Below are 18,761 nucleotides of genomic sequence, written 5' to 3'. Positions count from 1 at the left end.
CCGGCCACTACCCTGAGCCTCGTGACCACCGTTCGCCTGCCCCTCTTCCCGCTCAATACGGTGCTGTTCCCGGGACTCGTCCTCCCGCTGAACATCTTCGAGGAGCGTTATCGCGCCATGATGCGCGACCTGCTGAAGACGGGCGAGGAGGAACCGCGCCGCTTCGCCGTCGTGGCGATCCGCGACGGCCGCGAGGTGGCGCCCACCGCGCCCGGCCTGCCGGACCAGACGGCCCTGCCGGAACGCGGCCCGGCCGCGGGCTTCGGCACGGACCCGATCCAGGCCTTCCACCGGGTGGGCTGCATCGCGGACGCGGCGACGATCCGCGAGCGCGAGGACGGCAGCTTCGAAGTGCTGGCCACCGGGACCTCCCGGGTCCGGCTGCTGTCCGTGGACGCGAGCGGCCCCTTCCTGGTGGCCGAGCTGGAGGAGCTGCCCGAGGACGCGGGCGACAGCGCGGGTGCGCTGGCGGAAGGGGTGCTGCGGGCGTTCCGCTCGTACCAGAAGCGGCTCGCCGGAGCCCGCGAGCGGTCCCTGACCGGCGCCGAGCTGCCGGACGACCCCTCGGTGGTGTCGTACCTGGTGGCGGCGGCCGCCGTGCTGGACATCCCGTCCAAGCAGCGGCTGCTCCAGGCCCCGGACACGGCGACGCGGCTCGCCGAGGAGCTGACCCTGCTGCGGTCGGAGACGGCGGTCATCCGCCACCTCCCGTCCCTGCCGATGATCGACCTGACCCGCACTCCCACGAACCTGAACTGACGACGGCACGGCGAGCGACGGCGGAGCGGAGCGGCACGGCGACATGGCGAAGAAGACGAAGCAGGGCGGCTCCGGCTCCGCCACCCCGGCCGTGGTGGCGCTGACCGCGGCGGGCGTGGAGTTCCGTACGCACGCCTACGCGCACGACCCGGCGCACGCGTCGTACGGCGAGGAGGCGGCCCAGGCGCTGGGCGTCTCCCCGGACCGGGTCTTCAAGACGCTGGTGGCGGACGTGGACGGGGAGCTGACGGTGGCGGTGGTCCCGGTCGCCGGGAGCCTGGACCTCAAGGCCCTGGCGGCGGCCGTCGGCGGCAAGCGGGCCGCGATGGCGGACCCGGTGCTGGCGGAGCGCACCACGGGCTACGTCCGCGGCGGCATCTCCCCGCTGGGGCAGCGCAAGCGGCTGCGCACGGTCCTGGACGCCTCGGCCTCGGCGCACGCCACGATCTGCGTGTCGGCGGGCCGCCGCGGCCTGGAGGTCGAGCTGCCCCCGACCGCCCTCGCGACCCTGACGTCCGCCGTCCTCGCCCCGATCGCACGGGGCTAGGCACCGCGCGGGTACGGCCTCAGGGGCGCGGGTCGGCCTTCGGGGCCTGGTCCTCGGGGGCGGCCGGGGCGTGGACGTGTGCCGGGGGGTAGGTGTCGACCCAGGGCGCGGCGGCGACCGGGTCCCGGGGGGTGAACAGGGCCGTCAGGCCCAGGTGCACCGCGACGGCCGCCATCGGCCACGCCAGCAGCACCCCGTAGGCCAGCAGCTGGAGCGGCGCGTCGAAGGGCACGCCCTCGCCCGCCGCCTTCGCCCGGGCGACCAGGTCGCTGGAGGGCCCGAGCCACAGCCCCAGCCGCCAGCCCACGAGCGAGGCGAAGACGGAGCCCAGGCCCAGCCCGACGGCCAGCGGCACGCCCCCCGCACGCCGCCACAGGAAGGTGGCGACCGCGCTCAGCGCGCCCAGGCCCGCGGCCAGCAGCATGAAGGTGCCGTCCGAGCCGATCCGCGCCTCGCTCTCGGTGTTCTTGAGGTAGACCGCCTGCCCGTTGGAGACGTACTGGAGCCGGGGCGAGAGCCACATCCACAGCAGCCCGAGGAGCACCCCGGCCACTCCGACGAGCAGGGCGACGGCGGCGCCGTCACGGACCTCGGCGGCGGTCACGGCCGGAGCGGCGGTGGCTGCGGGCTGGTCGAGCACGCGCTCGTCGAGCACGGGGGCCTCGAAGGGGTCTCGGGGCGGCTGCGGGGTCACGGCTTCGGTCACCCCCACATCGTGCCAGGTGGAACCCGGCCCGGCGTCAGCGGACCGCCGCCCGCCGGTAGGCCTTGGTCGCGACGAACAGCGAGAGGACGCCGACCGCCGCGCACACCCCGAGGTCGAGGCCAACCGCGGCCCAGTCCGGGTGCGGGGCGAAGGTACGGGCGAAGGCCTCCACGCCGTAGGTCGACGGCAGCAGGTTCCGCGCCCACACGACGACGTCCGGCATCCGCTCGGGCGGCAGCACCCCCAGCAGCAGCGCCGCCGACATGCCGAGCTGTCCGGCCAGCGTGGCCAGCTCCTGCCGCGGCGCCAGCAGCCCCAGCGCGGCGCCGAGCCCGGCCAGCGCGGCCCCGGCCAGCGGCACCACCGCGATGAGGATCCACAGCCCGCCCATCGGCAGCCCGAAGAGCACGCACCCGAACACCGCGGTGACCAGGGTCCCGGGCAGGGTGAAGGAGGCGTACGCGGCGGCCGCGCCCAGCACCACCGAGGCGGGCGGCACCGGCAGCGTGGCGTAGTGGTCGAGCCCGCCGCTGGCGCGCAGCTGGCCGAAGTACTGGGCCAGCAGGTTCAGCGCGACGAAGGCGACCACGAGGACCGACGAACCGGCGACCACGGCCCGCGCCTCGCTGCCGCCGCCCCCGTCCACCACGCCCCGCATCAGGATCATGATGCCGACGGACTGGAAGGTCGCGACGAACAGCAGCGGGATCCGGGCGACCCGGGCCCGGGAGAGCTGCGCCCGGTAGACGGCGGCCAGGGAAGGGAAGAACCGGGCCCGGGGGGCCAGCGGCTCGGGCACCCCGTCGGGCTCGGGGGGCTCGGCCCCGGTGCTCGCGGAAACGTGCGCGGTGGTGGTCACGCCTTCACCAGACCCTTCGTGCGCCCGCCCAGGGCGAGGTAGACGTCTTCCAGGCTGGGCGTGGCCAGGGTGAAGTCGTCGAGCGCGGCGAAGGCGGGGCCGCCGGTGACGGCGGCCACCGCCGCCCGCGCCTCGTCGGCGCCCAGGCGCAGGGTCCAGCGGCGCCCCGATTCCTCGGCCCGCTCCCGCAGCGCCGCGACCTCGGGGACGTGCAGCGGGGCGCTCTCGCGCCACACCAGGTCGAGCCGGACCTCGTCGGAGACCTCGGCCTTGAGTCCGGCCGGGGTGTCGCAGGCGATGACCCGGCCCTCGTCGATGACGGCGACCCGGTCCAGGACCGTCTCCGCCTCGATGACGTTGTGGGTGACCAGGAGGACCGTGGCGCCGCGCTCGGCGCGCCGCCGGTCGACGGCGCTCCAGACGGCCCGCCGGGCGACCGGGTCCATGCCGGTGGTGGGCTCGTCGAGGACCAGCACGGGCCGCTCCCCCACCAGCGCGGCGGCGAAGCAGGCGAGGCGCCGCTGACCGCCGGAGAGCTTCTTCAGCGGCCGGGCGGCCAGCGGGGTCAGCCCGAGTTCGTCGAGTACGGCGTCCCGCTCGGCCCGGGCCTCGCGCGGGCCGAGCCCGCGCAGCCGTCCGGTGGTCTCGGCGGCCAGGGACACGGTCAGCTCGTCGAGGGCGGTGGACTCCTGGCCCAGGTAGGCCAGTAGCCGGGAGGCCCGCTCGGGGTGGCGGACGAGGTCGTGGCCGAGCAGGGTGACCGAGCCGGAGTCGGGCCGCAGCAGTCCGGTCAGCTGGCGCACGAGGGTGGACTTGCCGGCGCCGTTGGGGCCGAGCAGTCCGAAGATCTCGCCGCGGCGGACCTCCAGGCTGATCCCGTCGTTCGCGCGGGTGGCCGGCAGCGCCGGGGTACCGCGCCCGCCGCGGGCGGCGGCGTACGTCTTGACCAGGTCACGCACGGCGCAGACGACATCCCCCGGTCCTGCTGCCGCGGAACGCGTCCGTCCTGCCTGTGCTGTGCCCGTATTCACGAGGGAGCAGCCTACGGGGTTCCCGCGCCGCCGCCGCGCCCGGGGCGCGGCGGCCGGGGTGCGCCGGTGGCCGCGGGGCTCACTCGCCGCCCGGGGAGAGCGCGGCGGCGCTGGGCGTGGCGGCCGGGGCGGGGGCGATGGCCTGCTCGGCGGCGGCGCGGACGTCGATCTCGCGCCAGAAACCGGCCCGGATGGCGTAGCGGTCGTGCTCGTCGATCTGGTCGTCCTTGTGCGCGAGCAGCCCGAAGCGGGCGGCGTAGCGCAGCAGCTCGCCGTCGATGCGGTGCGGGATGCGCGGGTACATGGTCGAGAGCTTGTGCAGGTGGACGGTCTCGGGGAGGCGTTCCATCCAGCGGCGGGCGAAGACCTGGCCGACCTCGAAGGGGTCGCCGCCGACGGTGGTGATGTCCTCCTCGCGGTCGGCCCAGCGCTGCTCGGCGCTGGTGAGCTGGGCGAGGGTGGGCAGCGAGGCGGTCTCGGCCGGTTCGCCGAGCGGACCCGCGCGGTCGATCCAGCCCTTGTCGGAGGACCAACGCAGGGCGCTCGGTGCCTGGGCTCCGGGCGAGGCCTGCTGGCCGCCCGGGCCGTGGGCGGGGACGGCGCTCTGGCCCGGTGCCCGCAGGACGGCGAGGTCCTTGGGCGTGGGCACGGCGCGGCCGGGCGCCACCGGCTGGGTGCCTTCGGCCGGGTCCTCGCGCGGGGCCTCCCCCTCGTCGCCCCGGGACCGGACGCCGGGGACGGAGCCGTTGCGGGTGGCTTCGGCGAGGGCCGCCTCCGGGAGCGGGGCGGAGAGGATCGCGGCGATCTCGGGGCGCGGGGCGGGCGGCGGGGCGCACAGTCCGGCGAGGTCCCGGGCCCGTACGGCCCGGGTGATCCAGGCGCGGTCGAGGACCCGGCGTTCGTCGGCCTCGGCCACGAGGTCCTCGGACTGGTTGTAGTCCCCGTCGGCCGCCTGGACGGCCCACAGGTGGACGGCGACGCCGTGTTCCTTGGCGGACATCAGCCCGGGCAGCAGGTCGCCGTCGCCGGTCACCAGGACGACGTCCGAGCAGGCGCGGTTGCGGGCGAGCTCGGTCAGCTCGGCGTGCATGGCCGCGTCGACGCCCTTCTGCGCCCAGCGGCCGTCGCTGCGGGTCAGGGCGCCGAGGCGGACGGTGACGCGGGGCATGACGCGCAGCCGCCGGTGCTCGGGCTGGGGCACCCGGTCGGGCGCGCCGTCGAACCAGTAGATGCGCAGCAGGGGCTGTTCCGTGTCGGCCTCGGCCCGCTCGCGCAGGCCCTGGATGAGGGCGGCGTGGTCGACGGTGATGCGGGAGCGCGAGGGCTCCCCTGCGAGAAGGCTCGCGGCAGCGCCCAGCAGATAGCCGGCGTCCACCAGGACGACGCAGCGGTCCACGCTTCCACCCTCTTCCCTGCGGGTCCCGCCCGGCCGAGCGGGGGGACGGTCTGGGTTTTCCCCGAGTCTGCCCGAACGCAAGGGCGTTGACGGCCGGAACTCGATCATCGGCGTGGCGGATCTCACGGCGTGCCGGAAAGCGGGGTCGACTACGCGCAGTAATGATCCAAAATGCGGTGGTTCGGAGCGTATGTGAGGGTGAAGGCGGTCCTGGCCCCTAGACCCTCACGGAGGTTCCACCATGGCCAAGAACAAGAAGCAGAACCGCGAGCAGACGAAGTCCACGACGCCGGAGCGCGGCGGCGATCAGGCCAAGTCCTCGTCGCCGCAGGATCAGGCCGAGCAGCGGATCTCGCAGGCGAGTCCCGCCGACATGGCCCGCAAGGGCCGGGAGAAGCGCTTCGGCCACAACTGACGCCTCCGTGTGCGGCATGTGAAAGGGCGCGTCCGGGAGTTTTCCCGGGCGCGCCCTTCTTCACGTACGGCGACGCACGAAGGCGGACGACGGCGCACCGCGACGTACGTTATCCGGCCAGGCAGGACGGACCGAGCAGGACCTTCAGGTCGCCGAAGAGCGCCGGGTCGGGCTTGACCCGGTGCTTGTCGAGGCGCAGCACGGTGGTGGTGCGCGGGCCCTGGAGCTTGATCCGGACCTCGCTGTTGCCCTGGTGGTGGCGCAGGATCTCGCCGAGACGGGTGACCATCGGAGGGGTCACCTTGACGGTGGGGATGGTCAGGACGACCGGTGCGTTGGTGCCCGCGGAGGAGAGGTCGGGGACCATCATCTCCATGGCGACCAGGCGGGGGACGTCCTCGCGCTTGTCGAGGCGGCCCTTGACGAAGACGACGGTGTCCTCGACCAGCTGGGTGGAGACGAGCTGGTAGGTCGCCGGGAAGAACATGCACTCGATGGAACCGGCGAGGTCCTCGACGGTGGCGATCGCCCAGGCGTTGCCCTGCTTGGTCATCTTGCGCTGGAGGCCGGAGATGATGCCGCCGATGGTGACGACGGCGCCGTCGCCGTGCTCGCCGCCGGTGAGCTGGGAGATGCCCGCGTCCGTCTTGTCGGACAGGACGTGCTCCAGGCCGAAGAGCGGGTGGTCGGAGACGTAGAGGCCGAGCATCTCGCGCTCCTGGGCGAGCAGGTAGGACTTCTCCCACTCGATGTCGGAGAACTCGACGTCGAGGCCGAAGCCGGGCTCGTCGCTGGCGCCCTCGTCCCCCATGCCGCCGAACAGGTCGAACTGTCCCTCGGCCTCCTTGCGCTTGACCGCCACCACGTTGTCGATCATCGGTTCGTGGTGGGCGACCAGGCCCTTGCGGGTGTGGCCCATCTCGTCGAAGGCCCCGGCCTTGATCAGGGATTCCACGGTCCGCTTGTTGCAGACCACGGCCTCGACCTTGTCGAGGAAGTCCGGGAAGGTCGAGTACTTCCCCTTGGCCTTCCTCGTCTTGATGATCGAGTCGACGACGTTGGTGCCGACGTTGCGGACGGCGGTGAGCCCGAAGAGGATCACGTCGTCGCCCTGGGCGGCGAAGTTCGGCTCGGACTCGTTCACGTTCGGCGGGAGCACCTTGATGCCCATGCGCCGGCACTCGTTCAGGTAGATCGCGGACTTGTCCTTGTCGTCCTTGACCGAGGTGAGCAGGCCCGCCATGTACTCGGCGGGGAAGTTCGCCTTGAGGTAGGCGGTCCAGTAGGAGACCAGGCCGTACGCGGCCGAGTGGGCCTTGTTGAAGGCGTAGCCGGCGAAGGGCACCAGGACGTCCCAGAGCGCCTTGATCGCCGCGTCGCTGAAGCCCTTCTTCTTGGCCCCCTCCTCGAAGATGACGAAGTTCTTCGCCAGCTCCTCGGGCTTCTTCTTGCCCATCACGCGGCGCAGGATGTCGGCCTCGCCGAGCGAGTACCCGGCGATGATCTGGGCGGCCTTCTGCACCTGCTCCTGGTAGACGATCAGGCCGTAGGTGACCGCGAGGACCTCTTCGAGAGGCTCCTCCAGCTCCGGGTGGATCGGGGTGATCTCCTGCTGCTTGTTCTTGCGCAGCGCGTAGTTCGTGTGCGAGTTCATGCCCATCGGGCCCGGCCGGTACAGGGCCGAGACGGCGGAGATGTCCTCGAAGTTGTCGGGCTTCATCAGGCGCAGCAGCGAGCGCATGGGGCCGCCGTCGAACTGGAAGACGCCGAGGGTGTCACCGCGGCCGAGCAGTTCGAAGGTCTTGGGGTCGTCGAGCGGCAGGCCCAGGAGATCGATGTCGATCCCCTTGTTGGCCTTCACCATCTTGACGGCGTCGTCCATGATCGTGAGGTTGCGCAGGCCCAGGAAGTCCATCTTCAGCAGGCCGAGCGACTCGCAGCTCGGGTAGTCCCACTGGGTGATGGTGACGCCGTCGGTGTGCCGCACCCAGACGGGCACGTGGTCGGTGATCGTCTCGCTGGACATGATCACGCCGGCCGCGTGCACGCCCATCTGGCGGACCAGGCCCTCGACGCCCATGGCGGTGTCGATGACCTTCTTCACGTCGGGCTCGTTCTCGTACATCCCGCGGATCTCGCCCGCCTCGCCGTAGCGCGGGTGCTTGGGGTCGAGGATGCCGGAGAGCGGGATGCCCTTGCCGAGGACGTCGGCGGGCATGGCCTTGGTGAGCCGGTCGCCCATGGCGTAGGGGTAGCCCAGGACGCGCGCGGAGTCCTTGATCGCGTTCTTGGCCTTGATGGTGCCGTAGGTGCCGATCATGGCGACCTTGTCGGCGCCGTACTTCTCGGTCACGTACCGGATCACCTCGACGCGCCGGCGCTCGTCGAAGTCGATGTCGACATCGGGCATGGAGACGCGCTCGGGGTTCAGGAACCGCTCGAAGATCAGGCCGTGGGTGATCGGGTCGAGGTCGGTGATGCCCATGGCGTAGGCGACGATCGAACCGGCCGCGGAGCCTCGGCCCGGGCCGACCGCGATGCCCTGGTTCTTGGCCCACATGATGAAGTCGGCGACCACGAGGAAGTAGCCCGGGAAGCCCATCGAGATGATCGTGTCCATCTCGTACTCGGCCTGCTTGAGCCGGTCCTCCGGGATCCCGCCCGGGTAGCGGCGGTCCATGCCCCGCATGGTCTCCTCGCGGAACCAGGTGACCTCGGTGTAGCCGGCCGGGATGTCGAACTTCGGCATCAGGTTCCGGAACTGGAACATGCCCTCGGTCTCGATCTGGTCGGCGACCAGCTTCGTGTTGGCACAGCCCTGCTGCCAGGCGTCCGAGGAGTCGATGGCGTACATCTCGTCCGTGGACTTCAGGTAGTAGCCGGTGCCGTCGAAGCGGAAGCGGTCCGGGTCCGAGAGGTTCTTGCCGGTCTGGATGCAGAGCAGGGCGTCGTGGGCGACGGACTCGCTCGCGTACGTGTAGTGGGAGTCGTTCGTCACCAGCGGCGGGATGCCGAGCTTCTTGCCGACCTCCAGCAGCCCGTCGCGGACCCGGCGCTCGATCTCGATGCCGTGGTCCATCAGCTCCAGGAAGTAGCGGTCCTTGCCGAAGATGTCCTGGTATTCGGAGGCGGCCTTGAGGGCCTCGTCGAACTGGCCGAGGCGCAGCCGGGTCTGGAGCTCGCCGGAGGGGCAGCCGGTGGAGGCGATGAGCCCCTCGGACCACTGGCTGATGGTCTCCTTGTCCATGCGGGGCCACTTGGTGAGCCAGCCCTCGGCGTAGGCGTCGGAGGACAGCCGGAAGAGGTTGTTCAGGCCGGTGGCGTTCGCCGCCCAGATCGTCTTGTGGGTGTAACCGCCGGAACCGGAGACGTCGTCGCGCTTCTGGTGCGGCTGGCCCCACTGGATCCTGCGCTTGTTGCGCCGGGACTCGGGGGCCACGTAGGCCTCGATCCCGATGATCGGCGTGATCCCGGACTTCTTCGCGGTGTGGAAGAAGTCATAGGCCCCGTGCAGGTTGCCGTGGTCGGACATCGCGATGTGCGACATGCCCATTTCATTGCACGCGTTGAACATGTCCTTGAGCCGCGCGGCACCGTCCAGCAGCGAGTACTGGGTGTGGACGTGCAGGTGCGTGAACGGCGTTTTGGTCACGACGGCAGACCTCCGGGGGGAAGTGAGGGGGCAGCCTCGAAGTCTACGTCGGGTGGGTCGAAGATCGCGGGTCGTCCCGGGCGGCCGGCGCGCGCGGGGGCGGTCGGCGGCGCCGGCGGCCGGGTGCGGGTCGCGGGGCACCGACGGGTACGGTCATCCGTTGCAGGACCAAGAGCCACATCCGGCCCCCGGGCCGGAAAGCGACCGAGCCAGCGCCACCAGGAGGAACCCGCCATGGCGGTCACCGAGACGACGAACGAGCAGCGCGCCGAACAGATACTGGACGTGTTCGACACCGCGTTCGGTGAGCTGCTCGCGGCCGACCCCGCCGCCTTCCAGGTCAAGTTCCGCAAGATGGCGGCCTCCGCCTTCGCCTTCTACCGGGGCACGGCCTGCCTGTTCTACGCCGACCTGGAGCGGGAGCGGCACGGCGGCCCGTACCTGGACGACCAGACCGGCCGGGTCTGGATCCACGGCGATCTGCACGCCGAGAACTTCGGCACCTACATGGACTCCAACGGCCGGCTGATCTTCAACGTCAACGACTTCGACGAGGCGTACGTCGGCCCCTTCACCTGGGACCTCAAGCGCTTCGCGGCCTCCGTCGCCCTGATCGGCTACACCAAGGCGCTCAGCGACGAGCAGATCGGCGACCTGGTGCGGACCTACGCCGGCGCCTACCGGGAGCGGATCCACGCGCTGGCCACCGGCGCCAAGAACGACGAGGTGCCCTCCTTCACCCTGGACTCGGCCGACGGCCCGCTGCTGGGGGCGCTGCGCGCCGCCCGCGCCCGCACCCGGTTCTCGCTGCTGGACTCGATGACCGAGATCCGCGACTTCGAGCGCCGCTTCACCGAGGGCGACGGGGCGATCGAGCTGGACGCGGCGACCCGGTACAAGGTGCTGGCCGCCTTCGACGGGTACCTGGAGACCCTGCCCGAGGAGTCCCTGGTCCGCCCGGACTCCTACCGGGTCAAGGACGTGGTCGGCCGGCGCGGCGTGGGCATCGGCTCGGCGGGCCTGCCCTCCTACAACATCCTGCTGGAGGGGCACAGCGACGCCCTGGAGAACGACGTCGTGATCTACCTCAAGCAGGCGCAGACCCCGGCCGTGTCCCGGCACGTGACCGACCGGGCGGTGCGGGACTACTTCCTGCACGAGGGCCACCGCACGGTGATCTCCCAGCGGGCGCTCCAGGCGCACGCCGATCCGTGGCTGGGCTGGACCGAGCTGGACGGGGCCGGGCAGCTGGTCGCGGAGGTCTCCCCGTACGCGGTGGACCTGGACTGGTCGGACATCGACGACCCGCAGGAGATCGCGGCGGTGGTCGCGGACCTGGGGCGGGCGACGGCGACCATGCACGCGGCGGCGGACGCGGCCGAGAGCGGGCAGTCGCTGGTGCCCTTCTCCACCGAGCGGGCCATCGACGCGGCGATCGCGGCCGACGAGGAGGGCTTCGCCGAGCTGCTGGTCGATTTCGCGCACGTCTACGGGGCCCGGGCGCGCGCCGACCACCAGATCTTCGTGGACCTCTTCCGCAATGGGCGGATTACAGCCTAAAAGTCGCCTTATATCAGTGGGCCCAACGTCCCTCGTTCACAGGGACCCATGGCACACTCGGCCGCAATGGACATATCAGAGGCAGGGCTCCGAGGGCTGCGGGCGGCGCTGTTCAGCGCGCTCGTCGTGCTGCTCTCGGCCGGCTCGCACGTCCTGATGTCCCGGGAGCCGCTGCCGCCCGCCCTGCTGGCCGGGGCCTTCGCGGCCGTCTTCGGGCTGTCCTTCGCCCTGGCCGGGCGCGAGCGCGGCTTCGGCGGCATCGCCGGGCTGCTGGTTCCGCTGGAGCTGGCCGCCGACACGGTCTTCACCGCCGCGCAGCACTTCTGCTACGGCCCCGCGGGCGGCCCGGTCGACGGGCCGCTGCGCGCGCTGGGCCTGGCCGAGCTCTGCGGGGGCACTCCGGTGGGCGGGCCGCTGGCCGAGGTCACCGGGCCCGCCGCCGGGCCGGCGCTGCTGCTCGACTCCCCCGGCTGGTGGACGCCCTGGCTGCTGCTCGGGGCGCACGTCTCGGTGGGGCTGCTGGCCGCGCTGTGGCTGAGCCGCGGGGAGCGGGCGCTGGGGCAGCTGCTGCGGGTGATCGCGGTGCGCGCCTTCCGGCCGCTGCTGCTGGCGGTGGCTTCGGTCGGTACGGTCGCGGCCCGGGTGGGACCCGCGCTGCGGGCGGTGCTCCCCGGCGTGGGGGCCCGTACCCGGTTCCCCGCGCACTCCGTGGGACGCAGGGGTCCGCCGCGTCCGACGCCGCTCTTCGGCGCCTGACGCACGCAGTCCCCATCCGAACCGCATCACCCCACGGAGTACCCCATGAGTTCCCGCAACAGCCAGGCCAACAAGGCAGCCGCGCGCGAGAAGCTGCGCGCCGAGCGCGAGCGCCAGGCGAAGAAGGACAAGGTCCGCCGTCAGGTGATCGTCGCGGGCGCGGTCGTCGCGGCCCTCGCCCTGGCGGGCGGCATCGGCTACGCGGTCATCCAGAACACCAAGCCCACCGCCTGGGAGGCCGCGGCCACGGCCACGCTGGTCAAGCCGAAGAACACGACCGGCGAGAACGGCACGACCGTGGTCATCGGCAAGGCCGAGGCGAAGAAGACCCTGGAGCTGTACGAGGACTCGCGCTGCCCGGCCTGCGCCCAGTTCGAGCAGGCCTCCGGCGCCCAGGTGAAGAAGGACGTCGACGCGGGCAAGTACAAGCTCCAGTACTTCGGCGCGACCTTCATCGACAACATGTCCGCCGGCGTGGGCTCGAAGAACGCGCTCAGCGCCCTGGGCGCGGCGCTGGACGTCAGCCCCGAGGCGTTCTTGGAGTACAAGGCGGCGCTGTACTCGACGACCAACCACCCGGACGAGCGCGACGACGCCTTCGCCAAGGACGCGGCCCTGCTGAAGATCGCGGACCAGGTCCCGGCCCTGAAGGCCAACGCGGCCTTCAAGAAGGCGGTCGAGGACGGCACCTACGACCGGTGGGCGCTGGAGATGTCGAAGGCCTTCGACAAGTCCGGCGTGACGGGCACCCCGACGCTGAAGATGGACGGCAAGAAGATCGAGACCCCGCAGACGGTCGAGGCGTACAACACGGCGATCGACGCGGCCCTGAAGGGCTGATACGACGGCGGATCCGGGCCCGTTCGCGGGCCGGGCGAGCAAAGGGCGGGCGGACTCCCAGAGTTCGTCCGCCCTTTGCTTGCCCAAGGCTGTCTTCCGGCCCTACTGGCCAGTAATCTGACCGCCCGTGACCAGTCTTCTCCCTTCTCCCGCCACCGAGCCGCGTCGCCGTACGGTCGTCAAGGCCGCCGCCGGTGTCGCCGCGCTCGCCCCGTTCGCCGCGACGGCCGCCCTGGGAAGCGCCGCCTACGCAGCCGAGACCGCACCCGCCTTCCTGCACGGGGTCGCCTCGGGCGACCCGCTGCCCGACGGCGTCCTCCTGTGGACCCGCGTCACCCCCACCGCCGAGGCCGTACCGGGCTCGGGCCTCGGCCCCGCCACCCGCGTGGAGTGGGAGGTGTCCGAGGACCAGGGCTTCACCCGGATCACCGCGAGCGGCTCGCTGACCACGTCGGCGGCCGCCGACCACACCGTCAAGGCCGATGTCCGGGGGCTGCGGCCGCAGACGGCGTACTGGTACCGGTTCACCGCCGGGACCACCGTCTCCCCGGCCGGTCGCACCCGCACCGCACCGGTGGTCGGGGCCCAGGTGCCGGGAGTCCGCTTCGGCGTGGTCTCCTGCGCGAACTGGGAGGCCGGGTACTTCTCCGTCTACCGCCACCTCGCCGCCCGCACGGACCTGGACGCGGTGCTGCACCTCGGCGACTACATCTACGAGTACAAGACGGGCGGTTATCCGGAGCCCAAGTACGTGGTGCGCCAGCACGCGCCCGCACACGAGATCCTCACCCTCGCCGACTACCGCACCCGGCACGGCAAGTACAAGACGGACGCGGACCTGCAGCACCTGCACGCGGTCCACCCGATGGTCGCGATCTGGGACGACCACGAGTTCGCCAACGATGCCTGGTCGGGCGGGGCCGAGAACCACACCCCGGGCGCCGAGGGCGACTGGGCGGACCGCGCCGCCGCCGCGAAGCAGGCCTACTTCGAGTGGATGCCGGTCCGCCCCTCCACCGCCGGCACCGTCTACCGGCAGCTGCGCTTCGGCAACCTCGTCGACCTGCTCCTGCTGGACCTGCGCAGCTTCCGCTCCCAGCAGGCCACCATCGGCAGCGGCAAGGTCGACGACCCGGAACGCACCATCACCGGCCGGACCCAACTGGACTGGCTCAAGTCGGGGCTGACCTCCTCGCAGGCGGCCTGGAAGCTGGTCGGCACCTCGGTGATGATCTCGCCGGTGGCCTTCGGCGCGCTCCCGGCGCACCTGCTGGAGCCGCTGACCAAGCTGCTGGGGCTGCCCACGGGCGGGATCCCGATCAACGTCGACCAGTGGGACGGCTACACGGACGACCGGGCGGAGCTGCTGGGCCACTTGAGCGGCCAGAACATCAAGAACACGGTGTTCCTGACCGGTGACATCCACATGGCGTGGGCCAACGACGTGCCGCTGACGGCGGCGACGTACCCGTTCTCGAAGTCGGCCGCGGTCGAGTTCGTGGTCACCTCGGTGACCTCGGACAACATCGACGACCTGTTGCACGTGCCGGCCGACACGGCCTCGCTGGTGGCGGAAACGGCCATCAAGGCCGCCAACCGACACGTGAAGTGGCTGGACATGGACGCTCACGGGTACGGGGTCCTGGACGTGACGGCCGAGCGTTCGCAGATGGACTACTACGTCATCTCGGACAAGACCAAGCCGAACGCGACCTCGGCGTGGGACCGCTCGTACCGGACCTTGAGCGGTACCCAGAAGGTGGAGCGGGCCGACCGACCGGTTCGCTGACGCACGGTCAAATTTATTGCGGGTGGGGGTTTTCGGCCACTTTCCGGAGGCCCCCACTCCCCTGAAGCAACAAATCTTTTACTTTCAAGCATTGACTTGACGATGACATGGACACATAAGCTTCGCGCCAGCGTGAGGAAATACCTCCGCCCCCACCACGCTACGAGGAGCCAACGTGCGCGCTGCTGCCCGCATATCCCCCCTTCTCCGCCGCCGCCTCATGGGCACGGCCGTCCTCGCCGGAACCCTGGCCTTCGCGCCGCTGACCGCCCCCACCTCGGTCGCCGCCGCCTCCGCCGCCAAGACCCCCGCCGAGGTCTGCGCCGAACAGGGCGCCGGATCCGGCGCCGCGGCCAACGCCCGTGTCGCGCGCCCCCAGGCGCAGCACGCGGCCGACCCCAACGAGGTGTCGGACTCCCAGGTCAAGGCCATGGACGCCGACCTGAAGTCGAAGCTCGGCCTGGCCGCCGCCACCGCCAAGGCCCAGCAGCTCGACGGCCTGCGCGCCTCGTCCTCCGCCGCCGCGGCGACGACGACCATCCCGGTCTACGTGCACGTGATCACCAACGGGAGCGCCGGTCAGCTGACGGCCGCCCAGATCAAGGGTCAGATCGACGTCCTGAACGCCGCCTACGCGGGCCAGGGCAGCGGCAACGTCAACTCCGGCTTCCAGTTCTCGCTGGCCGGCACCGACACCACGAACAACGCCACCTGGTACACCGTCTCGGACGGCACCTCGGCCGAGAAGAACATGAAGAACGCCCTGCGCAAGGGCGGCAAGAACGCGCTGAACCTCTACACCGCCAACCTCGGCGGCGGGCTGCTCGGCTGGGCCACCTTCCCCAGCTCCTACGCCTCGCAGCCCAAGATGGACGGCGTGGTCATCCTCAACAGCTCCATCCCCGGCGGCTCCGCCACCAACTACAACCAGGGCGACACCGCCACCCACGAGGTCGGCCACTGGCTCGGGCTCTACCACACCTTCCAGGGCGGCTGTTCCGGCAGCGGTGACTCGGTCTCCGACACCCCGGCCGAGTCCAGCGCCGCGTTCGAGTGCCCGACCGGGCGCGACACCTGCACCGCGAGCGGTGTGGACCCGATCCACAACTTCATGGACTACACGTACGACGCGTGCATGTACCAGTTCACCGCGGGCCAGGTGACCCGCATGAAGAGCATGTGGACCGCCTACCGCGGCTAGTCCACCAGCGGTGAGGGGGGCGCGGTCCGGCGGGCGCCGGACCGTGTCCCCCTCGTCGCGATCGGCTGCTTCCGGCCACTTCATCTCGAACAACTGTCTTGTCTCGTACCTGAGTTGCTACGTTCTTCCGGATCACGGACCGCGCGGACAGCAGGGGGACGGGGCACATGTCGATGGACGCCGAACCGCCCGGGTTACCCGTGGCCGTCCGATGAGCACCCCCACCCCGGGCGCCACCACGACGCCGCAGCCCCCGCAACCGTCCGGAACCCCCCACCCGGGCACCACCCAGCTGCCGCCCCAGGGCCAGCCGCCCAGCGGCCCCGCGCTCCCCTCACCGGTCTCCCAGGCGCCACCGACCTCCCCCGCCGGGCCGCCATCCGCGCCCGCCCACCCCGCGCAGACGCTGCCCGGGCCCGCGCCCCAGGTCTCCCCCATCGGGCAGAACGGCGTCATCGACGTCACGCCGACGCACCTCTACGAGGTCACCGACGCCCTCACCTTCGAGCAGCACTCCTTCCACACCGTGGCCCAGCAGCTGCTGGACGCGCTGGCCCCGTACGCCAAGGTGGGCGGGAAGGGGAGCGCCGCGGCGGAGTTCTCCACGGAGTACCTGTTCGTGGCCGGGCTCTTCCTGCTCCTGCACGCCAAGTCCGTGGTGGCCATCGGTGGCGCGGCCGTCGGCTTCAACGAGACCGGCAACAACTTCGGCGAGGCGGAATCCGCCACCCATCCGGGACCGAAGCCCCCGTTCGTCCGCCGTCCGCAGCCCGCGGTCATGTTCTCGGAGCCCGTGTACGGCCAGGTGCCCGCGCTGGGCAGCAGCGACGAGAACCCGGTCGAGGACTTCCTCGACGTCCTGGACGGCAACATCGCCGGAGACGTCGTGCGCTGGGCGGTCGAGGAAGCCCTGCGGGCCGGGCGGGCGCTGGAGATCCTTCCGCTGCCGAACTACCTGCGCGTGAACGAGGTCTCGCAGATCTGGCTCCACTACGTCCCCGCCGCGGGCATCGTGGAGGGACAGCTGATCCAGACCGTCAACTCCGTCACGGACAGCTCGAACGGCGCCTGGTACGACGCCATGCTGTGGTTCTGCAGCTCGCTCTGGGGCACGAAGGCCTGGGGCCAGAGCCGGGAGGGCTACACGTGGTCCCACGACACGGCGGCCAGTCCCGGCATGAACCATCCCGTCTTCGGCGTCCTGAGCACCACGGCCGAGAAGACCGCCGAGGCGCTGCGGCTCTACGCCGAGGCGGCCCAACTGGTCCGCACGGCCCTGCGGAACATCCTCCACAAGGCCATCATGGACGCCCTGCGGCTCATCGACCCGGACCGCAGCATCTGGGACAACGTCAAGAGCCTCGCCATGAAGCTGGGCACGCTCGGCGCGAAGGTCCTCGCCGACATCCTCCTCAACATCGACGTCGCCAAGGTGAACGCCGCCGTCGACGCCTACGAGACCACGCTCAGGAATCAGAAGACGGCCCTGGCCGGGCTCCGCGCCCCGCTGGAGGAAGCGCTCCGCGCCGTCCCCACCTTCCAGTCGGAAATGGCCCGCGCCGAGGCCTTCGCGGCCCGCTCCCTCTTCGAGTTCAGCCGCTCCCCCGTCCAGACCGACCTCGACTCCATCACCACCAACCAGCGCTTCGGCATCGACCTCGCCGGAATGGAGGGCGTCGACAACAAGACGGGGACGCCAGGCGATACGCGCGGCAAGACGGCCCACACCATCGACCGGCACATCGGCCTGACCCCCGAGCAACTGGCCTCGCGGCTCCGCGATCAGTCGATGCCGCGGGACGCCTCGACCTTCGAGAACCTCTACTCGGCCAACCAGTTCACCCGGGACGCGGTCAACTACCCGCCGAAGCAGCAGGAGATCGACAACTGGATCAAGAAGATGGAGCAGGACGTCGCGAACGGCACCTTCAACCCCAACTCGACCCAGGCGTACACCGTCCCCTTCGGTCCGAACGTGGTGACCGGCACCTCGGTCAGCCGCACCGACTACGACGCACTGGGGTACGGCGCCCCGGCGACCCCGGTGCACTCCGTGAAGATCACCCTCGCCTACTCGCCGGTCTCGAAGAGCGTTTTCGTCGTGACCTGTTACCCCTCGCCTTAGCATGCACCCCGTGAGCGAACCCACCGATGCCCTCTTCACCAACAGCGCGGTCTCCCGGCTCCTCGACCTGGCCGCGGCCTCCCGCCGGCCGGGCGGCGCCCCGTTGGAGGACGAACTGGACCGGTTCTGCCGGACCCTGCGGGACGGGGGCACCCTGGCCTGGGCCGTGCCGCTGGCCGCGGTCACCGCCCTGCTGGAACTGCTCGCCGAGGACGCCGCCTCACCCCGGGGCCGGACCCGTCCCGCCGCCCACCGGGACCTGCTGGCCGGGGCCGCGGGGGACGCACCGGCCCCGGCCTTCCTGCGCTCCCTCGCCGCGCGCCTCAGGGACCGGGAGCGGGAGCTGTCCCCGGGCCTCGACGCGCTCCCCCTCTCCCAGTGGGAAGCCCTCGCCCGCTTCGGCCTGATCGACGGATTCACCCACGTCTTCGAATCGGGGGACCACGACGACCTGGTCGGAGCCGCCCGCGAGGCCGCCGCCAGCGAGCACCCCTCCGACTGCCACGGCCGGATCGCGGCCCTGGCCGGGGAACTCCAGCGCACGCTCCTCATGTTCCCCCGGCCGCACGACCTGGACGCCGCCTTCGCGAGGGTCATGCCCGAGGTCACGCACCCGCGGCTGCGCGCGCTGCTGGACGCGGTCCTGGAGCACTTCGCCGAAGCGCACTGAAGCCGAAGCACACCGACAGAACGGGGAACCACCATGGTGGCCAGCGCCGACCTCGACGTGTCCGACGAGGACCTGGACCGGCTCGCGGGCGATCTCGACGCGATGCGGCAGCACCTGGACGGCCAGGTCCGACGGATGGACGCGCTCGTCGACCGGGCCGAGGCCCAGTGGAAGAGCGAGGCGGCGACCGCGTACCGCGCCCTGCACCGCGACGTGGCCAAGGACGCCGTACGGATCCGGGAGATCCTCGTCGTCCTCGGAGAGGCCGTCCGGATGAGCCGCGACGGCTTCACCCGGCAGGAGCTGGACACCCTCCAACGCCTGCGCAGGGCCCAGGCATCGGTGGACGTCGCCGCCGAGGCCCGGGCGCTGTCGCAGGAGGCGCCACCGGGCGCCGGTCCCACCAGCAGGATCCTCGACATGTAGCCGACGCACCGACACACCACCGGACCAGG

16 protein-coding genes are annotated in these 18,761 nt (G+C 71.6%); 11 read left to right on the top strand and 5 right to left on the bottom strand.

Annotation, left to right across the window (positions count from 1 at the left end; translation table 11 throughout):
• Positions 1-21: 21 nt before the first annotated feature.
• Both ACIQWR_RS29350 and ybaK read left to right on the top strand, forming a co-directional pair.
• Complete coding sequence (locus ACIQWR_RS29350; protein ID WP_385785601.1) at positions 22-759, top strand: LON peptidase substrate-binding domain-containing protein; 738 nt, start codon at positions 22-24, stop codon at positions 757-759.
• Between the two features lie 43 nt (positions 760-802).
• Positions 803-1,306: a Cys-tRNA(Pro) deacylase gene (gene ybaK / locus ACIQWR_RS29345; RefSeq protein ID WP_404015551.1), complete on the top strand. Its 504-nt coding sequence runs from the start codon at positions 803-805 to the stop codon at positions 1,304-1,306.
• A 19-nt stretch (positions 1,307-1,325) separates the two neighbouring features.
• Here ybaK and ACIQWR_RS29340 read toward each other — a convergent pair whose 3' ends face one another.
• The 4 genes from ACIQWR_RS29340 to ACIQWR_RS29325 all read right to left on the bottom strand — a co-directional run bounded on the left by ACIQWR_RS29340 (position 1,326) and on the right by ACIQWR_RS29325 (position 5,298).
• Positions 1,326-2,012 carry a hypothetical protein gene (locus ACIQWR_RS29340; RefSeq protein ID WP_404015549.1) on the bottom strand — a complete coding sequence of 229 codons (687 nt, stop codon included), beginning with the start codon at positions 2,010-2,012 and terminating at the stop codon, positions 1,326-1,328.
• A 34-nt stretch (positions 2,013-2,046) separates the two neighbouring features.
• Positions 2,047-2,811: an ABC transporter permease gene (locus ACIQWR_RS29335; RefSeq protein WP_404015628.1), complete on the bottom strand. Its 765-nt coding sequence runs from the start codon at positions 2,809-2,811 to the stop codon at positions 2,047-2,049.
• 56 nt (positions 2,812-2,867) lie between these two features.
• Positions 2,868-3,902, bottom strand: a complete 1,035-nt coding sequence (locus ACIQWR_RS29330) for an ABC transporter ATP-binding protein (protein ID WP_404015546.1) — start codon at positions 3,900-3,902, stop codon at positions 2,868-2,870.
• A gap of 79 nt (positions 3,903-3,981) precedes the next feature.
• Positions 3,982-5,298, bottom strand: a complete 1,317-nt coding sequence (locus ACIQWR_RS29325) for an NYN domain-containing protein (RefSeq protein ID WP_404015543.1) — start codon at positions 5,296-5,298, stop codon at positions 3,982-3,984.
• Positions 5,299-5,539: 241 nt separating this feature from the next.
• On the opposite strand from ACIQWR_RS29325, the gene ACIQWR_RS29320 reads away from it, so the two are divergent.
• A complete protein-coding gene (locus ACIQWR_RS29320; protein WP_399259356.1) occupies positions 5,540-5,713 on the top strand; it encodes a hypothetical protein in 174 nt (57 codons plus the stop codon).
• A gap of 109 nt (positions 5,714-5,822) precedes the next feature.
• Here ACIQWR_RS29320 and dnaE read toward each other — a convergent pair whose 3' ends face one another.
• Positions 5,823-9,365 (bottom strand): DNA polymerase III subunit alpha, encoded by a 3,543-nt coding sequence (gene dnaE / locus ACIQWR_RS29315; RefSeq protein ID WP_404015541.1) that lies wholly within the window; start codon positions 9,363-9,365, stop codon positions 5,823-5,825.
• Between the two features lie 234 nt (positions 9,366-9,599).
• On the opposite strand from dnaE, the gene ACIQWR_RS29310 reads away from it, so the two are divergent.
• The 8 genes from ACIQWR_RS29310 (at position 9,600) to ACIQWR_RS29275 (ending at position 18,732) form a co-directional block, all read left to right on the top strand.
• A complete protein-coding gene (locus ACIQWR_RS29310; RefSeq protein ID WP_404015538.1) occupies positions 9,600-10,925 on the top strand; it encodes a DUF2252 domain-containing protein in 1,326 nt (441 codons plus the stop codon).
• Positions 10,926-10,991: 66 nt separating this feature from the next.
• Positions 10,992-11,681 carry a hypothetical protein gene (locus tag ACIQWR_RS29305; RefSeq protein ID WP_404015535.1) on the top strand — a complete coding sequence of 230 codons (690 nt, stop codon included), beginning with the start codon at positions 10,992-10,994 and terminating at the stop codon, positions 11,679-11,681.
• A 45-nt stretch (positions 11,682-11,726) separates the two neighbouring features.
• A complete protein-coding gene (locus ACIQWR_RS29300) occupies positions 11,727-12,521 on the top strand; it encodes a DsbA family protein (protein ID WP_404015532.1) in 795 nt (264 codons plus the stop codon).
• Between the two features lie 127 nt (positions 12,522-12,648).
• The gene (locus ACIQWR_RS29295) at positions 12,649-14,310 is read left to right on the top strand and encodes an alkaline phosphatase D family protein (protein WP_404015530.1); all 1,662 of its coding nucleotides are present in this window, start codon (positions 12,649-12,651) and stop codon (positions 14,308-14,310) included.
• 220 nt (positions 14,311-14,530) lie between these two features.
• On the top strand, positions 14,531-15,511 hold the full coding sequence (locus ACIQWR_RS29290; protein WP_404015625.1) for a zinc metalloprotease: 981 nt from the start codon (positions 14,531-14,533) through the stop codon (positions 15,509-15,511).
• Between the two features lie 211 nt (positions 15,512-15,722).
• Positions 15,723-17,636, top strand: coding sequence for an RNase A-like domain-containing protein (locus tag ACIQWR_RS29285; RefSeq protein ID WP_404015528.1), 1,914 nt, complete (start codon positions 15,723-15,725; stop codon positions 17,634-17,636).
• A 10-nt stretch (positions 17,637-17,646) separates the two neighbouring features.
• Positions 17,647-18,306, top strand: a complete 660-nt coding sequence (locus ACIQWR_RS29280) for a hypothetical protein (RefSeq protein ID WP_404015526.1) — start codon at positions 17,647-17,649, stop codon at positions 18,304-18,306.
• 33 nt (positions 18,307-18,339) lie between these two features.
• The gene (locus tag ACIQWR_RS29275) at positions 18,340-18,732 is read left to right on the top strand and encodes a WXG100 family type VII secretion target (protein WP_404015523.1); all 393 of its coding nucleotides are present in this window, start codon (positions 18,340-18,342) and stop codon (positions 18,730-18,732) included.
• The last annotated feature ends 29 nt before the right edge of the window (positions 18,733-18,761 follow it).

The sequence above is a fragment of the Streptomyces sp. NPDC098789 genome, assembly GCF_044759975.1.
Lineage (GTDB): Bacteria > Actinomycetota > Actinomycetes > Streptomycetales > Streptomycetaceae > Streptomyces.
Note: the sequence above shows the minus strand (reverse complement) of the source record. Positions and strands in the feature narration are given on the sequence as shown.